This window comes from Elusimicrobiota bacterium (assembly GCA_026388095.1).
In the GTDB taxonomy this organism is placed as follows: domain Bacteria; phylum Elusimicrobiota; class Elusimicrobia; order UBA1565; family UBA9628; genus UBA9628.
Window position 1 is genome coordinate 83,262 of sequence record JAPLKL010000040.1, and the last position, 15,803, is coordinate 99,064.

Below are 15,803 nucleotides of genomic sequence, written 5' to 3' on the forward strand. Positions count from 1 at the left end.
CAATCTCTATACGGGCAGTTCAGCGAGGATGGCGCGGAACTCGGCGGCAGAAGCGGCTTTATTCAGCCGCCGCAACACCTTCTTATCCAGCGCCATCCGGCTCAAAGCCGCCAACACCGCCAAGTGCGACTTGGGGTCAGCGGCTGGCACGGCCAGCAGAAATATCAATGTGACCGGGTTGCCGTCCGCGGATTTGAAATCAATGGGTTGTGCCGCCCGGGCAACGGCCAAATATGCGGAATTAATCTGAGCCGTGCGAGCATGCGGAATGGCGACACCGTTGCCGATGCCGGTGGAGCCGGCGGCCTCGCGGGAGAGGATGGCGGCCTTCAGATCATCGCCACCTTTGGGAACTCCCGGCAAGTCCAAGGCATCGACAAGTAGCGAGACAGTATGCTCGCGGCTTGTGACGTGCAGCGGGACCACGACGGAATTCGGGCGCAGCAGGTCTGAGAGCATCATCAAGTATAGGGTAACCCTGCCCGGCGTTAAGAATCCATTATCGGGGCGTTATGAGGATGTTATCAGCCGGGACTTGGTATCATAGGCGCTGATGATCCTGGTCCTGAGCCTCAACACCGCGCTCGACAAGACCCTGCTCCTGGGGCGCTTGGCTCGCGGCCGGCGCCATCTCCCCGCGCAGAACCTGGACCTGGCCGGGGGCAAGGGCGTCAACGCGGCGCGCGCCCTGCGGCGGCTGGGCCGCCAGGCCCGCGTGCTGGGACTGCTGGCCGGCCACACCGGGCGGCACATCGCCGGGCTGCTGGCCGACGAAGGCGTGCCCGCGGATTGGGTCTGGCTGCCGCGCGGCGAGTCCCGGACCTGCCTGACCGTGGTCCACGGCGGCATGCTGCCGACCGAGATCAACGAGGCGGGTCCGGCCGTGCCGCGGGCCAGCCTGGCGCGCCTGGAGGCTTTGCTGCGCCGGCGCTTAAAGGGCTGCCGCTTCCTTCTGCTCTGCGGCCGCCTTCCGCCGGGGGTCCCGGCGGACTACTACGGCCGGCTCATCCGTCTGGCGCGCAGCCGGGGAGTCCCGACCGCCCTGGACGCGAGCGCGCCGGCTCTGGCCCCGGGCCTGGCCGCCGGCCCGGACCTGGTCAAGCCCAATGCCGTGGAGCTCGCGGAGCTGGGCCTTTCCGCGCGGCCGAGACACTGGAAAGCCTCCTTGGAGCGCCTCGGCGCTATGGGCGCCAAGGAGGTGTTCGTGACCTTGGGCCCTTTGGGAGCTTTAATGAAGACCGGGTCCCAGGCCCTGCACGCTTCAGGGCCCAGGTTCCGGGGCTGCCCCCTGGGTTCCGGGGACACCTTCCTAGCCGCCGCGGTGCACGGCCTGTTGGCGGGCTGGCCTGCCGAGCGCAGGCTCGCTTTCGCGGTAGCGGCCGCTTCCGCCAACGTGCGCACCCTCGGCGCGGGCGTATTCCTTAAGAAGCACCTCCGCGCGCTCCTGCCCAAGGTCCGGGTCCGGCGGCTCCAGGCCTAGGCTTTTTGGGCCCCTTTCCGGTACCCAAAGTCCTAAATCAGCCTGGGCCCATTTGCAGGCCCTTCGTGGCCCAGCCGGCCCAGGGCGGCTTCCGGGCAAGGGATGTATACTGGGACCATGATGAATAAGACGATCTTGATGGCGCTGATGCTCCTCCCCTCTTTCGCGTCCGCGGCTTCGGCTTGGGACAAGATCTCCGGACAGAACGCCGGCGTCCGGGAGAAGCTCTTCGTGGTCGTGCGCTCCCAGCAGGAATGGGGCGCCCTCTGGATCAAGCACACCGGCGGCAAGCCCCAGGCCCGGCCGGCCGTCGATTTCACCAAAGAGATGGTGGTGGCCGTGTTCCTGGGCGAGCGCCGCACCGGCGGCTACAAGGTCGAGATCACGCTCATGGCCGACCCGCTGGAGCCCAAGAGCCGCGTGGTGGTCTTCTACCGCGAGGTCCCGCCCGCCGGCAACAGCTTCAACGTGCAGATGGTCTCGCAGCCTTACGTGATGGTCAAGATCCCCCGCAAGCCCAAGGTGGATTTCGAGGAAGACGGGACCATGTCCATCCCCGAACTGCAATCCGCGCCGCAGAGCGTCTTCTCCCCCGAGGAGAAGATGCACATCCAGAAGACCATGGACGGCCTGCAGTCCATGGCCGCGGACTCCCAGGCCCTCTTCAAGTAACCAGCAGGCCTCTAGCCGCGCCCCCGCCTCTTCGACCAGCGGAGCTCTTCAGCTATGCGGCTGAGCAGGCACACGGCCCCCTCGAAGCCCAGATAGGGGCGGTCGTGGAAGGCGTGGCTGTGGTAGGATGGGAAACCGAGCTCGACCGCGCGCCGGCCGTCTCTGCCCTCCTGGCGCTGCTGCTGGGCGCCGAGCATGCAATCGAACCCGTCCGCTTCGGACCAGCCGCGCATGAGCTCCGCGTAGCTCGCCTCGGTCGGGGCCTCGTGCACGGGGAACGGCAGGTCGTCCCAGGCGCCGAGTTCCCGCCGGTGCTGAGGCCCCGCCATGGCGACGGCCCCCACCATGCGCCCGCCGACCTCCGAGAGCTGGCGGGCCAGGGGCCGCACCAGGACGGGGTCTCCGGTGAACACGAAAGTCGAGTGCAGGAACAGCTCCTCCACTGCCCATTCGAGCCGGGGCAGCAGGCGCGCGAGTTCCTGGTCGGCGAAGGCCTGCGCTTGCGCCTGGCGGCCCACGGCCGCTCCCACCTTGACCAGCCAGTCCGCCGAGGCGCCCAGGCCGAGCGGCAGCCCGCACTCGACTACAGGCACCCCGAGCCGCCCGGCGAGGCGGGCCGCCGCTTCGCGACCGTAAGGCAGCGACAGGATACTGCCCGCGCTCGCCGCGGCGCTGAGCCCCCCGAGGTCGGTGCCGCCCGGCCACACCGAGACCAGGTTGAGGCCGATGGCCGCCAGCATGCGCCGGAGCTCCAGGAGGTTGGCGGCATGGTCGCGCTCTCCGCGGTCGTGCATATAGCCCACGATGGCGACGTCCTCCGGCCGACGCTCGCGCTCCGGCAGGGGCATCCCCTTGGCCAAGGCCAGCAAGGTGTGGGCATAGCCGTCGAGCCAGTCGTCGGAGACGGCTCCCCCCAGGACCGGGAAGAAGGGGACCTTAGGCTTGGGCTCGAGGCCGCGCCAGACCGTCTCATAGGGCGCGCCCGATATCCGCGCCATGGGGTAACCCGCGGCCAGGACCGCGCCGCAGCCGGGGACCGCCGCCAGCCTGCCCAGCCGGAGCGCGAGATCCTTCAGGTTGCCCGAGACGACCAGTTCAGTCATGGTGCCCGAGACCTGGACCCGGTCGGCGCCCCCGCTGTCCCAGAGCGTCGAGGTCGCGTCGTGGCTGCCTTGGATGAATCCCGGCCGCCAGAGCGCGCAGGTCGGAGCGTCGAGCAGGAGGAAGGCGTCGCTCACCGCGTTGACGGCGAGCTCGACTCCGGTGGAGTAGGGGTGGTTGAGCACCGCCGTGGGGCCCGGTGTCTTCATGGATCTCCTCGCAGGCGCCTTGAGTTCTCGCGGAAGAACGGCAGCTCGCAGCGCTCCACCAGCCGCCTGAGGCTGCGCAGCGCGCCGGCCAATCCCATCTCCAGGTCTCTCAGCGAGAATCCCGCCAGGCCGTTGCGAGTGAGGCGGCGGTCGTTCCTGACGTTCGAGTAGACGATGGCCAGCCCTCCCTTCCGGAAGCTCTGGAGCAGCTCGTCGGGGCCGCTGAACGGGACCACGCGGTGCCGGTCAGCTTCCGGCAGGCCGGCGAGCAAAGACGCCAGGGTCGGGTCATCGGGCCGGCCGCTCTCCCGGAACGCCAGGAAATCGAGGCCGAACCCCATCTCGGCCAGCAGGGCCGGCACCTGGACCCCGCCGGAGAGCCCGGGGTCGGCCAGCCGCGCCGCGTCGCCGGGCCCCACCACGAAGCCGGCCCGATGCGCGGCGGCGCGTTGGCGCAGACGGTCCCACTCCGGCTGGAACGTCTTGTCGAGCCCGGCCAGCGAGGACTCCAGGCGGGCCGCCACGGCGCCTCCCAGACAGGTACCGACCTCGCGCAGCCATCTCAGCGCGCCGTCCCGGCCGTAGGGCGCGCAGCCCTGCATCGTGCGCAGACCTTGGGCCTCGACGAGCACCTCGTAGACCTCGCGGTAGTAGGCGTTGGGCATGAGGACCTGCACCGCGGCCTTCCGGTAATCGGCCAGGCTCTCCGGGGAGACCTCGGGCAGGATGGCGGCGTTGAGCTCGGCGCCGATGTCGGCGAGCAGGCTCACGAGCTCGTCGCGGCCGCGCGTGCGCCGGAAGCCCGCGAGATTGAAGCGGCCGTCCTGAGCCCGGGAAGGGGTCGGGGGCGCGGCGGAGAGCTCCTTGAGGATATGCCGGGAGAGGCTCTCTTGATGGCAGTTCACGGAAGACATGTCGCTGAACACGACCTTCCGCCCGGTCCGCTCCTGGAACCGCGCCAGCGGCCCCCGCACGTCGTCGCCGGTCATCATGGGGATGCAGCAGTTGTAGAACTGGAGGCTGAGCCGCGAGGGGTCGTCCTGGAGGAGTTCCAGGATGCCTTCGACCTTGCGCACCCCCGTGCCGTGGATCACGTCCTGGTCGTCGATCAAGGCCAGGTACTCCGGGGGCCCGCCGGTCGGGCTCGCGCCGCCCGCGTCCTTGGTGAACGCCCAGGGGGTCTGGGCGACGCCGTCGATGTAAAGATGCCCTTTCTGGCACTCCAGGTCGCCGTAGCGGATGGAGCACGTAGCGCCCGAGAGCATATAGGCCCCCAGGAAGGTCTCTCCCGGGCACCACTCGATGGCCGAGAAACAGCAGAACTCCCGCCATTGGTCGGGATGGGCCCAGTCCTCGCAGTGGGGCCCCGGCAGGGGCGGCTCCTTCTCGCCCGGCGCGGACGCATGGGGGGCATGGAGGGGCTGGGCCGGCACGGCCCGCGACTCGACGAGCTTTAAGAAGCGCTCGAAGGGGGTGCCGTCGAGCCGGGCTCCCAGCCGCGCCAAGGCGAACTGGTGCAGCGCCGTGAAGCCTCCTTCCTGCGGTTGGGGGGAGAGCTTCAAGGTCCGGCCGTTGAAGGCCCACGGCTCGCCGCCGGCCGGGGACATGGCGAGCCAGGCCTCCGCGCCGGAGTCGTCTTGGAACACGAACCAGAGCACGGAATCGCTCTCGACTCCGACCCCGACCAGCCTGGCCCCGGCGCTTTCAGGGTCTCCGGCCAGGCCGAGATGCCTATCGATGAGGGCCAGGACCTGTTGCGGGGCGCGCCCTTTGCAATGGGGTAAGCCGGCCTTCGGGGCCTGGGCCGTCGGGCTCACTTCCGGGGGAGTTTCGGGCGTGATGGGATCCTCTTCCGCGCCGGCCGGACGGATTTCCTTGCGGCCGGCGGCTCGGCCTCGCTCAGGAACCGGTCCAGGGCCGCGTCGTCGAGCGGCTTGGGCAGGGGCAAGGCGGCGGGGTCGAGGCCGCGCAGCCTCTCGGCCAAGCGGGCGAACTCCGCGCTGACCTTGGACTTGGGCGCGAACTGGGAGACGGTCTGATTCGCGCGCTCCGCGCTGCGCACCAGAGGCTCGGCTCCGAAATTGGCCAGCAGGCTCGTCCCCAGGCGCTCCGCGAAGCTCTCCAGCACGCCTTGGGCCGCCTCGGCGTCGTAGCGGCAGTTGCCGATGAGCCCGGCCAGAACCGCTCCGCTGCCGGCGTAGGTGCAGACCATGCGCGCGAGGTTGTTGGCCGCGAAGAGCGACATCGGCTCGTCGGAGAGGACCACCGCCACTTTGCGCACGAAGCCGTTCCGCAGGGGCGCGGCGAAGCCGCCGCAGACGAGGTCCCCGAGCACGTCGAAGACCGCGACGTCGTAGCGGTCTTCCTCGAGCAGGCGCAGGCGCTCGAAGTGCTCCATGGCCATGATGATGCCGCGCCCCGCGCAGCCGACGCCGGGCACCGGCCCCCCGGTCTCCACGCAGTCGATGCCGTCGGCGGAGCGCTCGATGGCCTGGCGCGGGTCTCCCGGGAAGGCCACGTCCGCCACGCTGGTGCGGGCGCGCCGGCCCAGCAGCCGGAGCGTCGAGTCGCGCTTCGGGTCGCAGCCCACGTGGAACACGCGCAGGCCGCTCTTGGCGTAGAGGTAGCTGAGGTTGGTGGCTATGGTCGACTTGCCGCCGCCGCCCTTCCCGAACAGCGCTATCCGTTCCATTTTTCGCGCGCGGGGATGCCGCCCCCGCTGACGACAAGGTATGATAGCATCTTGCCTCGTCTGCCGAACTAAGCCCTCCGGCCCACTCCGGCTTGGGCCATCTACCCGAGAGGCGCTGGGTCTTTCGCCACTCGGCCGCCGCAGACCCCCTTGTTACACTCTCGCATATGCTCTCAGCGCGCAGGCCGGAGCTGCGGGTCGCGCTCTGCCTTCTGCTCGCGGGCGCGCAACTGGCGCCCGCCGCTCCCGCCGCGGCCGCCGTCATCCAGGCGCAAGGCGTCCGGACCGTCGCCGCCCCCGGCGTCAACGGCCTGCCCTTCTGGTCCGCCCCGGAGACACAGGCGGCTCTCCGCCTGGGCTCGGCGCTAGCCCCCGGCCTCTCCGGCAGCATCCCGGTCTTGCCCGCTCCCGCGGTCCGTGCCGAGACGAAGCTCGTCATAGCGGCCGTGCCGCAGGCCGCCGCGATCCCCGCATCAGTCGCCGCGCTCGCCGCCCCCGCGTCTGAAAACTCCCCGGTCTCCGTGGTCGCGGGTCTGGCCCGCACGGGGTCTGCGATCAGCGGCGAGCAGGATCGCGGCGGGGAGAAGACCGGCGCGGCCCTAGACTCCCTCTACAGCGGGCAGGCTCGGCCCGTCGCCGCGGAGCCCGCAGCCGTCGCCGCTGAGCCGCAGGCGGCCTCGGTCCCGGCTCTTTTCCCGGCGCGCCGCGCCGCGGTCGGCTTCGCCGATCCGGCCTCGCCGCGCATCGTCCGGATCATCGACGAAGCGGGACAGGACCCCCAGATCGAAGTCGGCGTCTCGGACCTGCTGCTCCCCGCGGACGCGCAGTCCCGTGCGGACTTGAGCCGCCAGGTCGCCCGGGAGGCCCTGGGCGCCCTCGGCTCGGAGGACCCGGCCGGCAGGCAGGCCGCCGCGCTCGCCGATTTCCTGCGCGACACCGCGGATTATCGCCCGGAGGGCGCGGTGTCGGCGCGCTTGGAGATGGACGGGCAGAATCATTTCCGGCTCGTCTTCGAGCGCGGCGACGGCGGCCGCAAGGTCCTGCTGGGGCAGTTCCTGCCCGGCACCGCGCCGGATGGCCGGACCGGACCCGCGGCCTTCATCGTCATGGGACCCGCCGAGGTCTCCGCGCACGACAAGGTCCGGCAGGACCACCCCGGCTACTGGCGGGAGTACGCGGGCGGGGGCCTGCGTCTGGAGTGGCGCTCTGTGGCGCGCGCCGAGAAGAAGGGCTGGGGGCCCTGGGCGTATGAGCTGGGGCTTCGGGACGCATCGCTGACGGAGCAGGCCTGGCGCGACGGCGGCTGGCAGGACGGGGAGACTCGGCCGGTCAAGACCGTGACCGCCGTGCAGACCCGATCCTGGCTGGGCCGCGCCGCGGCCGGGTTCTTGAAGGTCCCGGTCCTGGGCCACATCCTCAGATTCTCCGACGGCGTGGCCGAGACCGTCCTGACCGGGCTCATGATCGCCCAGCACATGCTCGCCGCCGCTTTCGGGGGCCCGCGCTGGCATCACATCGAAGCCGCCGCGGACTTGGCGAAGAACCCTTTGCTCAAGCTCCTGACGCGAGACCAATGGCATCTCGACCGGCTCAGCCCGGCGGCCCGGGAGAAGCTTTTGGCCAAGGTGCGCGAGGAGCGCGCCGCAGCCGTCGCCGGGCAGCTCTTCCCGGTCGCGCCCGAGCTGGTCCGGCAGCTCGTAGACGCCCCCATCGATGCGCGGGAGGCCGTGGCCGCCCTGCGCAGCCAATACGGCATAGGGACCTTCGGCAGGCGCCTCATCCACGCGGGCTCCGCGGCCAAGGGCTGGAAGAGCGCGGGGCTCATCGCCGCCGGGGTCTTGACCGGCGCCCTGGAAGGCGCGGCGGAGAGCGTGTGCAACCCGATCCTGTGGGCCATGCTGGGGCTGGGCTCGGCCGTGGGCGCGGCCGGCAAGGCGGCTCCGGCCCTCACGGCGTTGGGTGCGGCGCCCTGGGTCATGGCCTTCAGCGGCGACGCTCTCATGGGCCTCGCTCTGTTCTGCAGCGAGCTGGTGGCCACGGTGCGGGGAACCTCGGGCGCGCTCGCCGGCCTCTATGCCCTCAGGGCCGCCCATGCCACGGCCACGGCTCTTTGGTGGGGGCCCTGGCTCTTCTCCGCCACGGACCATGTGGGCCGCATGGTGCAGTTGACCGCCCGGGGCGAGTACGATAAGGACTACTTCAAGCAACTGAGCAAAGCCGGCACCGACGCTATCTACTACTTCGTCATCCCTTGAGCTGAGTCCTTCAGCCCAATAACTCTTAGGCCTTCTACCTTGACGGCCTTGGGCCTTTCGCTTCTTCGGGCGCCGCGCGCGTTCGTGATAGACTCTGCCCATATGACCACCTCTCGCCGGCCTTGGCTCAGGGTCCCCCTTTGCTCGCTCCTCGCGGTCTCCGGGCTATCTCCCGCGGCTCCGGCCTTCTCCGCCACTGTCCAGACTCAGAGCGCGGTGCAGAGCGCCGTGCCCCGCATCGGAGGCATCCCCGTCTGGTCGAACCCGGGCGGCCTCGGCTCACCCCAGCTGGGCGGCTCCTTGCTGGCCCCGAGCCTGCTGAGCAGCATCCCGTATCTGCCCGCTCCTGAGGTCAAGGTCGGCTCGCCCTTGAGCGCGCCGGTCGCCGCTGCCGCAGTCTCTTTGGCGGCAATCCCGCTGGCCGCGCCGCAATCCCTGGCTCCGGCGGAGCAGAAGGCTCCGGTCTCTTTGTTCCAAGGCTTGCTCCAGACCGATTCTTCGATTTCCACCGCCCAGGACCAGGGCGGGGAGAAGACGGGCAAGGCCCTGGATGCGCTTTACGGCGAGAGTTCCAAGCGTCAGGCCGAGGTCTCCGACCCTGTGACGGGCACGGAGGGCCCGGCCGCCCACCTCCAGCCGCGCGGCGTCGCGGCGCCATCCGATGCCAAGACCGCGCCTCCCGCTGCCGCCCAGCCCGCGGCGGAGCTGTCGAGCCTCGACAAGTTCGTAGCTTTCGCCAAGGGCCTGTTCTTCCCGGATGGCCGCGCAGCCGGTATCATCTCCCATCGGGGCGTGCATCCGGAGGGCATGCCCACGGACGAGCAGATGTACAAGGACATGGAGCTCTCCCCGCTGACCTACGAAGAGCGTCTCAACGCCGTCATCGAACTCTTCAAGAAAGGCGGCGCCAAGCCCGAGGAGATCATCACCCAGGACGTGGGCGCGGGACAGAAGAACGTGTACGTGGTCAAGAAGGGCCGCACGGACCGCGTCATCGTGGTGGGCTCCCACCACGATAAGGTCGACGTGGGCGCGGGCACCATAGACAACTGGACCGGCACCACAATGGTGACCAACCTCTATCAGGCCATGCACGACATGGACACCGAGGCCACCATCATCTTCGCGAGCTTTGCGCGCGAGGAGGACGGCCTCATCGGCTCGGCCAAGTTCCTCAAGGCCCTGACTCCGGCCCAGCGCAAGAAGATCGACGCCAACGTCAACCTCGACACCTTGGCCGTGGACGGGACCTTCTCCTGGCAGAACAACTCCACGCGCTCGCTGCTGGACCTCGTCCAGAAGGTCGCCACCCAGTCGAAGCTCGACCTCAAGGAGGCGTACCTCGATGGGGGGGACGCGGATTCGAGCTCGTTCAGGCGCTACGGCATAGCGGCCGTCACTCTTTTCGGCGCCTCCATGGACGTCATCTTCGACATCATCCATTCCGAGCGCGATACCATGGCGGCCTTCTCCATGCCGCACTACAAGAACGCCTACCTGCTGACCTTGGCTTTGCTCAAGATGCTCAACCTGACGCCGGTGGGGCCCGACAACCTGGCCCCGGCGGCCGCCGCGGCCTAGGCCTTTTGGCCTAGACAAGCGTGGGCCTTAGGTCCCTGGTTTCCTGGGTCCAAAGCACTAAACTATCCCTGACCTTGTAATCCCTGGGATTGGCCGGGGAGCATCCACCTCCGGACCGGAATCCGGAGTCACCAGGGGGACCGGCAGAAGCTTGCTGCCCCCCTATTTTGTTGCAAGGAGTCGGAAGGGGAGGGCTGCAAGATGAAAAAGAAACTAGGCAAGTTTCTCGCAGCAATCGGATTCTTCGCCGTGCTGGCCGGGGGTCTGTCCGCAGGCGCGGCCCCGCAGGCCAAGTCCGCGGGGCTCGGCAGCTCCGCCGTCCTATCCAAGCTGGACCTTACCGGCGGCGGCGTCTTCGCGGCTGTTCCCTCAGCCTTCGACATCCAGGCTCCCGCCTCGGTCCCGGGCGCTCCGGTGCCCACCGTCGCCGCGCCGGCCGCCGCGGACAACGGCCGCCAGGCTCCGGACTGGTCCTTCACTCCGGGCCGGCTTTGCACCGCGAGCGACTCGGACTTCAAGGAGTATCGCTACGCCGAGCACATCCCCTACTGCAACCGCAACGTGACCCAGCAGATGAAGCAGGAGGTCGCGGCGCACTACGGGGTCCCGCAAAGCGACTGGCCCAAGTACGAGTTCGACCACCTCATCCCCTTGTGCATAGGCGGAAATAGCCACGTTGAGAACCTCTGGCCCCAGCCGCGCGGGCAGAACGGGGGCAGCGACGAGAAAGACAAGCTCGAGCTCGACCTCTACAAGCAGATGGTGGCGGGCACCATCACCCAGGCCGAGGCGGTGCGGCAGACCTACGCCTGGTTCGGCGTCGCTCCTCAGATGCGCAGCATGCCGTCCACCGCGGTCGCGGCGGTTTCGCGCTGAAGCAAGTTTTTACGGGGTTCGGGAACCGGGGCGGGCGCTGAAGCGCCCGCCCCATGCTTTTTGGGCTGGGGGAGGTCCTTGATAAAGAGACACTTGAGGCTGGCAGGGGTCCTGATGGGGATGGGAGCACTCATGGGGAGCGTTCTCCCTCGGAGCTCGGCGCTGGAAGCGCCGAAAGGAAGGGTTCCTGCCTCGGTGGCGGATGTCGGGGAATCCGCCGAGAATGTCTATGATCTCGCCAAGGAGAAGGCCTGGGGCAAGGTCGCGGACCAGGTCAGCATCCTGACGGCCGCAACTGGGCGACTCATGATGGAGTTGAGACCGGCGGAAGCGAACCGGAAAGGTCTTGAAGATGCCCTGGCCGCCCTCGACAAAGCCGTCGCTGCCAAGGACCGTTTGGCGGCCATGCGTCAGGCCAATCGAGCCACGAAGCTGGCCGCGGACCTCAGCGAACCTTTCCACCCGCAAGTGCCGGCCGCGGTCGCCCGGCTCGATTACTATGGCCGGGAACTGGAGATATGGGTCGTGGCGAAGGATAAGACCAAGCTGCAGCTGACCAAGGACGCCATGTTCAAGGAATGGAGCGGCCTGCGTCCGGCCGTGAAGTCCCGCAATGAGAAGGCTTCGGAGCGTTTTGGCGCGCTCATGGCCAGGCTCCAAGCCGCTCAGTCCCGCGAGGAGTACGGCCGGCTCGCAACGCCCATCCTGGACGCGGTCGACGCGTTGGAGGGGGTCTTCAAGAAGTAGTCCGGTTCTGGGGCCCATTTCCTCCTAGGCCCTTTGTCGCTCTGCTCCTGCCCCTGCGGCCCAACCTTTCCTTTAGAGACCCTGCTACTCTAATAGCGTGGAGACCAAAGTCCTTAGCTGCAGCCGCAAGATACTGAGCGCCGCCATCGTCGCGGCGCTCTTCGTGCTCTCGCCCGGCCTGGGCTGCTACGAGGCCGTGGCCGCGGTCATCCACAGTCAGACTGGCTCGGCGCAGGCCCCGGTGACGGTCCCCGGCCAGATCGGCGGCCTGACCAGCCTGCCCAACGTCAGCGTCTCGCTCAAGCTCTCCCCTGCCGGCCTCGCCGCGCCGCTGGCCACACTCCAGCAGGCCCCCTCCGTCGTCGCGACCCAGGCTCCCGCTCTCAGCGCCGCTCTGCCCGTCCTGGCCGCCCCGGCCGCCGTCTCGCAGACTCTCGCGCCCGCGGCGCAGGCCGCGCCGCAGGCCCCGGTCACGGCCCAGCAGGTCCTGCAGGCCGGCGCGGACAAGCTCGCCAAGGCCCCGGCTGAGAGCGAGAAGAAGACCGTCCTCGATGAGGTCTACGCCGGCGCCAAGAAGTCCGCCGACGCCGCCGGCGCGGTCACCGTCCCCGAGCTTTCCGGAACCGCCGCCCTGACCTCGGGCCTGACCGCCGCGGTCCCCGCTTCCCAGAAGTCCGTCGCCGAGCTCCAGGCCGTCGCCAATGATACCGCCCGCCCCTTCGCCGAGCGCGTCGACGCGGTCAAGGCCATCGCCGCGGTCGCAGACGAGCCGGCCAAGGCCAGCCTCAAGTCCATCGGCCAGGCCAACCCCGAGGGCAATGCGGTCGACTACGAGGTCAAGCGCAAGGCCCTGCAGTCCTTGGCGCAGCTGGGCGAGGTCGTCAGCCTGCCCGCCATCTCCCGCGCCCACGCCGACGAGATCCTCAAGACCCTTTCCGCGGACAAGCCCCAGGCCGCCATCTTCGACTACGACGGGACTCTGGAAGCCAACCAGGTCAAGGCCTCGGCCGAGACCGCCGCGGCCTTGAAAGCCTCGGCCGACGCGGGCGTGGACACCATGGTCCTGACCGCGCGCTCGGACCTGCCCGGCGACCTCAAGGGCAGCACGGTCCTCGAATCCCTCAGCACCCTCACCCCGGAGCAGAAGGCCGGCCTGGTAGTGGGCTCCAACCGCGGCTCCCGCATGCTGGTCTTCGACAAGAAGGGGGGGGGCCGGCTCATCTACGCCGCCCCGGTCTGGACCTCTCAAGAGCGCGAAGCCATCGGAGCCGTGGCCGCCGAGGTCAAGGCGCGCTACGGCGAGGCCGCTTTCAAGGGCAAGGTCGGGCAGATGACGGACTACGGCTATTCCCTCTTCCTGCCTGTGGGCACCAGTGCCGCGGACGTGGAGGCGGCCTCCGAGATGCTCCGGGCCGGGCTGGCCGAGCGCGGCGTCAAAGCCGACGTCGAGGGCCGCACCGCGCTCAACCCCCGCAATCCCTCCTATTTAGTGGTCAGCAAGTTCAATAAGTCCCACGGCGTAGAGATGATGCGCAAGAACAGCGACCTCTACGGCCGCATGCGCGACGTGGTCCAGAAGCTGCCCGGCAAGCTCCAGGGCTTGGGGACCAAGATCGTCGCCGTCCTGCCCCGCAGCGCGGTTCCGGAGTCCAAGACCATCGTGGTCGGCGACCATATGTTCGGGATGCGCTCCGAGGACCTGGACATGGCCAAGGCCGCGCCCAAGGGTATGGCCCTGGCCGTAGGCGGGACCGCGGACCCGCGCGCCGAGCGCGTCTTCGTCTGGCCCACCCAGGGCCACGCCGCCACGCAGGAGATCCTGGGCGCCCTGGGACGCCGGGACTCCGGCGGCGTAGACAAGAAATCGCTCTTCGGCATCTTCACCTCGCGCACGGCCAGCATCGCGGCCTTCTTCCTCACCTCCACCGCCTACGCTTTCATCGCCATCCCGGCCGTGGGTCTGGCCTCCTACGGGGCTTTGATGGCTCTGGGCCCGCTGGCCGCCATCGCGATGGGCCCCCTGAGCGGCATGCTGGCCAAGAAGCTCTCCGCGCGCAACGCCATGGCGCTCAACACGGTCTTCAGCGTCGTCCTGCTCCTGGCTCTGCCCGTCATGAGCGCCTTCGGCATAATCAATTTCTGGACCCTCCTGGTCGCCTCCATCGGCAACGGCTATGTGCTCTCCTCGGTCATGACCACCGAGGGCATCTACATCAAGCGCTTCTCCGGCAAGTACCTGGGCACGGTCAACGCGCTGACCATGATCGACTACCTGTCGATCCAGTCCCTGCTGGGCCTGATCCTGCGCGCCGGCCGGCTGACCGACTATCTGCAGGCCACGGTCCCGCACCTGCTGGCTCCTTATCTCATCGCCGCCGGGGTCAACCTCCTGGTGGTGCTGCCCTTGATCTGGAAGTTCGTCTCCAACGCCAAGGCCGCGGACGCCGCGGCCCCGGGCCAGACGGCCAAGCCCGCCAAGACCTGGGCCGAGAGGCAGGACGCGGCTAAGGCCTTCCTCAAGAAGTATTGGAAAGAGGCCCTCATCTTCAGCGCCAGCCTCGCGCTGTTCCCGGTGCTGCACACCACCTTGCCCGCGGTCATCGGCCTGCTCAACTGGGTGGCCCACACCGAGGGCTTCAAGACCCTTTGGGCCAACAAGCCTCTGCGCTACGCGCTGCTGGCCAACAGCGCGCTGGCCGTGCTCTCGTATCCGATCCAGTCCTTCGGCCTGCCCTTGATGGCCGGGGCCTTGGCCGGCGCGGCGGGCAAGTCGCAGCTGCTGGGCCAACTGCTGGGCGCCCTGTTCTTCGGCCAGCTCATCTCCAGCACCTCGCAGGCCCAGCTCTCCGAGATCCGCATCCCCTTCATCGGGAAGGTGAAGGTCCAGCGCTTCATCCAGGCGGGCGTGCTGGGCCTGTTGGGGACCTGGACCTTCCTGACCTTGGCTCCGGGCAGCATCCTGCTGGCCGCGGTGGCCGCGGCGGCGGGCGCGGGCTTGATGGCCTTGACCGGCAAGCTCACGGACCGCGGCTGGATCAAGTACGTGGGCGCGGGCCTGGCCTTCCTGGCCCTGCCGCTCATGCTCTGGGGCAACATCCCGGCGCTCTTCGCCGCCGTCTTGATGATGGGCGTGTTCCTGGGGCCCACCTACAACGCCCTGGGGACCTATTTCTACAAGAACATCCCGGCCGGCAAGTCCGAGGGGACCATCGCGGTGCGCGGCTCGATCTTCAACGGCGCCATCTCCATGGGCTACGCGGTCATGAGCCTGCTGACCTCGGGCCTGCACATGGCCTTCCCGGTCCTGCTCTGGCCCCTGGTGGCCGCGGCATTGGTGCTCGGCCTGGGCTTCCTGTTCCTGCCCAAGCTGCTGCCCGGCCTGCCGGACAAGTCCCTGAAGGACAAGCAGGCGGACCGCTAGGCGTTCCCCTCCGCCGCAGAAATTGGTAATATCATCCGCCATGTCCGTCATCCCCCGCATCCGCAACATCGAGTTCCTGTCGGCCCCGCCGGAGAACCGGGATTCGGGGGGAGCTGAAGTGCGCGTCAATCTGGAGGACGGCAGCGCGTCGGCCTTCGGGGTGCTGACGCCGAGCCACGTGGGCCACCGGATGAACGAGGCGGGCCAGGACTTCTCCTACGGCACCCCGGCGCTGTTCGTCAAGCGGCTGGACCAGGAGGGCTTGGCCAAGGCGGCGCAGGCCATGGCCTCCGACATGAGCGGCTTCTGGCTGCGCTACTACAACTCCAGACGCGACGAGAAGAAGAAGGCCAAGGGCAGGAAGAAGTGAGCCCGAAACCGCGCGTCGACGCCATAGAGCTCACCCAGATCGAGCCCCCCGAGAACCCCGGCCTTTGCAGCGCCGTGGTGCAGGTGAGCCTGGCCGACGGCAGGGAGTTCTCCCTGCTCGCGGCCACGCCTTCGTGGTTCGCGGAGGCCTTCGCCAAGCTGGGCCTGGATTTCTATTTCGGCCCGCTGGTCCTATTCGTGCGCACCATGGACCCGGGCTTGGTGCGCCGAGCCGTCACGGACATGGTCAAGGACGGGGACCAGTGGCTCTGCCGCCACGACACGCCCCGCACCACCCTCGGCAAGGTCCTGGCCGAGTTCAAGGCCAAGCACCCCTAAGGCCCCGCCGCGCTTAGGCCTTTCGCTCCTGGCTGTCGGCACGCCCGCGCGCTACCCTATC

General features: G+C 68.9%; 13 protein-coding genes. 9 read left to right on the top strand and 4 right to left on the bottom strand.

The window, feature by feature from the left end; translation table 11 throughout:
• Nucleotides 1-6: 6 nt before the first annotated feature.
• A complete protein-coding gene (locus tag NTY77_09050) occupies nt 7-462 on the bottom strand; it encodes a PTS sugar transporter subunit IIA (protein ID MCX5795626.1) in 456 nt (151 codons plus the stop codon).
• 91 nt (nt 463-553) lie between these two features.
• Between NTY77_09050 and NTY77_09055 the strand changes: the two genes are divergently transcribed.
• Both NTY77_09055 and NTY77_09060 read left to right on the top strand, forming a co-directional pair.
• Nucleotides 554-1,480, top strand: a complete 927-nt coding sequence (locus NTY77_09055; protein MCX5795627.1) for a hexose kinase — start codon at nt 554-556, stop codon at nt 1,478-1,480.
• A gap of 117 nt (nt 1,481-1,597) precedes the next feature.
• Complete coding sequence (locus tag NTY77_09060) at nt 1,598-2,152, top strand: protease complex subunit PrcB family protein (protein MCX5795628.1); 555 nt, start codon at nt 1,598-1,600, stop codon at nt 2,150-2,152.
• Nucleotides 2,153-2,163: 11 nt separating this feature from the next.
• Here the strand turns inward: NTY77_09060 and NTY77_09065 are convergent, their stop codons facing one another.
• From NTY77_09065 to NTY77_09075, 3 genes are read right to left on the bottom strand one after another with little or no spacing between them, the layout of a single operon-like run.
• Nucleotides 2,164-3,462 (bottom strand): hypothetical protein, encoded by a 1,299-nt coding sequence (locus NTY77_09065; GenBank protein MCX5795629.1) that lies wholly within the window; start codon nt 3,460-3,462, stop codon nt 2,164-2,166.
• The gene (locus NTY77_09070; protein MCX5795630.1) at nt 3,459-5,279 is read right to left on the bottom strand and encodes a hypothetical protein; all 1,821 of its coding nucleotides are present in this window, start codon (nt 5,277-5,279) and stop codon (nt 3,459-3,461) included. Before NTY77_09070 ends, NTY77_09065 begins: the two co-directional genes overlap by 4 nt.
• On the bottom strand, nt 5,276-6,154 hold the full coding sequence (locus tag NTY77_09075; GenBank protein ID MCX5795631.1) for a nitrogenase iron protein: 879 nt from the start codon (nt 6,152-6,154) through the stop codon (nt 5,276-5,278). The genes NTY77_09070 and NTY77_09075 overlap by 4 nt, the downstream gene beginning before the upstream one ends.
• A 167-nt stretch (nt 6,155-6,321) precedes the next feature.
• Here NTY77_09075 and NTY77_09080 point away from each other — a divergent pair, with 167 nt between their 5' ends.
• The 7 genes from NTY77_09080 (at nt 6,322) to NTY77_09110 (ending at nt 15,742) form a co-directional block, all read left to right on the top strand.
• Nucleotides 6,322-8,409: a hypothetical protein gene (locus NTY77_09080; protein MCX5795632.1), complete on the top strand. Its 2,088-nt coding sequence runs from the start codon at nt 6,322-6,324 to the stop codon at nt 8,407-8,409.
• 102 nt (nt 8,410-8,511) lie between these two features.
• A complete protein-coding gene (locus NTY77_09085) occupies nt 8,512-9,990 on the top strand; it encodes a M28 family peptidase (protein ID MCX5795633.1) in 1,479 nt (492 codons plus the stop codon).
• Nucleotides 9,991-10,191: 201 nt separating this feature from the next.
• Nucleotides 10,192-10,866, top strand: coding sequence for an HNH endonuclease signature motif containing protein (locus NTY77_09090; protein ID MCX5795634.1), 675 nt, complete (start codon nt 10,192-10,194; stop codon nt 10,864-10,866).
• 132 nt (nt 10,867-10,998) lie between these two features.
• A complete protein-coding gene (locus tag NTY77_09095) occupies nt 10,999-11,613 on the top strand; it encodes a hypothetical protein (GenBank protein ID MCX5795635.1) in 615 nt (204 codons plus the stop codon).
• Nucleotides 11,614-11,710: 97 nt separating this feature from the next.
• Entirely contained in the window at nt 11,711-15,034 is a 3,324-nt protein-coding gene (locus NTY77_09100; protein ID MCX5795636.1) for a hypothetical protein, read from the top strand.
• Nucleotides 15,035-15,074: 40 nt separating this feature from the next.
• Complete coding sequence (locus NTY77_09105) at nt 15,075-15,404, top strand: hypothetical protein (GenBank protein MCX5795637.1); 330 nt, start codon at nt 15,075-15,077, stop codon at nt 15,402-15,404.
• Nucleotides 15,401-15,742, top strand: a complete 342-nt coding sequence (locus NTY77_09110; protein ID MCX5795638.1) for a hypothetical protein — start codon at nt 15,401-15,403, stop codon at nt 15,740-15,742. Before NTY77_09105 ends, NTY77_09110 begins: the two co-directional genes overlap by 4 nt.
• Nucleotides 15,743-15,803: the final 61 nt, after the last annotated feature.

Bases quoted from the DNA above. Each gene is read 5' to 3' on its own strand.
- NTY77_09060 (MCX5795628.1), top strand. From the start codon at position 1,598: ATGATGAATAAGACGATCTTGATGGCGCTGATGCTCCTCCCCTCTTTC.
- NTY77_09095 (MCX5795635.1), top strand. From the start codon at position 10,999: ATGGGGAGCGTTCTCCCTCGGAGCTCGGCGCTGGAAGCGCCGAAAGGA.
- NTY77_09075 (MCX5795631.1), bottom strand. From the start codon at position 6,154: ATGGAACGGATAGCGCTGTTCGGGAAGGGCGGCGGCGGCAAGTCGACC.
- NTY77_09090 (MCX5795634.1), top strand. From the start codon at position 10,192: ATGAAAAAGAAACTAGGCAAGTTTCTCGCAGCAATCGGATTCTTCGCC.
- NTY77_09055 (MCX5795627.1), top strand. From the start codon at position 554: ATGATCCTGGTCCTGAGCCTCAACACCGCGCTCGACAAGACCCTGCTC.
- NTY77_09105 (MCX5795637.1), top strand. From the start codon at position 15,075: ATGTCCGTCATCCCCCGCATCCGCAACATCGAGTTCCTGTCGGCCCCG.
- NTY77_09080 (MCX5795632.1), top strand. From the start codon at position 6,322: ATGCTCTCAGCGCGCAGGCCGGAGCTGCGGGTCGCGCTCTGCCTTCTG.
- NTY77_09085 (MCX5795633.1), top strand. From the start codon at position 8,512: ATGACCACCTCTCGCCGGCCTTGGCTCAGGGTCCCCCTTTGCTCGCTC.
- NTY77_09050 (MCX5795626.1), bottom strand. From the start codon at position 462: ATGATGCTCTCAGACCTGCTGCGCCCGAATTCCGTCGTGGTCCCGCTG.
- NTY77_09065 (MCX5795629.1), bottom strand. From the start codon at position 3,462: ATGAAGACACCGGGCCCCACGGCGGTGCTCAACCACCCCTACTCCACC.